Origin of the sequence: Micromonospora sp. NPDC049799 (genome assembly GCF_040656655.1) — a bacterium.
GTDB lineage: Bacteria > Actinomycetota > Actinomycetes > Mycobacteriales > Micromonosporaceae > Micromonospora.
Genome location: NZ_JBFAMU010000896.1, coordinates 1 through 1,136, shown reverse-complemented (window position 1 = coordinate 1,136; position 1,136 = coordinate 1). Strand labels below are relative to the sequence as shown.

Sequence of the window (1,136 nt, the reverse complement as noted above, 5' to 3'; positions counted from 1 at the left end):
GGGCCGCCGACCAGCCGGCCGACACCGGGAACGGGCAGTGGGCGCAGCGACTCGGTGCGGCCATGGCGCGTACCTATCGGGCCGCGGACCGCGTCGCGGTGGCCGCGCCCAGCCTGCGTGACCTGGTGGTCGCCGCGGGCGCGGACCCGTCCCGGGTGGAGGTCGTGCTCAACTGGACCGACGAGCGGATCTTCCATCCGGCCCGGGCCAGCTCGGCGGCCCGCCGGCTCGTCCGCCGCGAGGGGCGCTGCGTGGTCATGCACGCCGGGACCATCGGCCCGCGGCAGGGGCTGGAGACGGCGGTCCGGGCGGCGGCCGCGCTGGACGCGACGATGGACCTGGTCCTGGTCGGGTCGGGGCCCGAGGAGCGGCGGGTGCGGGGGCTCGCCGCCGAGCTGGGTGCCGACAACGTGCGGTTCGTCGAGCGCCGCTCGCCGCTGGACATGCCCGACCTGTACGCGGCGGCCGACTACCAGCTGGTCATGCTGCGCGACCTGCCCGAGCTGCGGGGCACCCTACCCGGCAAGCTCCAGGCCGCCTTCTCCTGCGCCGCCCCGGTGGTGGCCTCCGCGGGCGGCGACACGGCCGAGGTGGTCGAGCGGGTCCGGGCCGGGCTGTCCTGCCCGCCGGAGGACTGGGCCACGCTGGCCGACCGGTTCTGGCTCGCCGCCACCATCCCGGCACCCGCCCGGGCCGACATGGGTCGGCGGGGCCGGGAGGCGTACCTGCGCGAGATGGCCATGCCGGCGGGTGTGGACCGCGTCGAGCGGCTGCTGTACGACGTCGCCGGCGGGCGTGCCGCCACGCGCGCGACCCACGAGTGATCCTCATATAACGGTCGAGGCGTCATATTTCGACGTCCTCGATCGTTACCTGCTGGGAACGTCCAAGAGGTATGTGCCTTCCTGTCTGATTTGCCGAAAGGAGTGTGTGGTGTGACGGAGAGCGAGAGCGGGCGTCGTCCACGTGGCCGGTCCCGTCGGCGCCGGCGGGCACGCCTGCGCCGGGCCCTGCTCGCCGGCCTGGTGGTCGGGTCGCTGCTGCTGCTCACCGGGGGGTGGGTGGGCGTACGCGGCTGGCAGGCCCGCGCCCACCTCCTCAACGCCGCGGGCCTGGCCCGCGACCTGAGCGCCCAG

At 75.4% G+C, this 1,136-nt stretch carries 1 protein-coding gene and 1 pseudogene; both read left to right on the top strand.

Features of this window, described 5'->3' with window-relative positions; all coding sequences use genetic code 11:
* Window positions 1-824 (top strand): glycosyltransferase (locus AB0I76_RS30445; RefSeq protein WP_357042749.1); only part of this gene is annotated, 824 nt, incomplete at its 5' end.
* A gap of 111 nt (window positions 825-935) precedes the next feature.
* Window positions 936-1,136, top strand: a pseudogene (locus AB0I76_RS30440) (hypothetical protein); the annotation flags it as partial.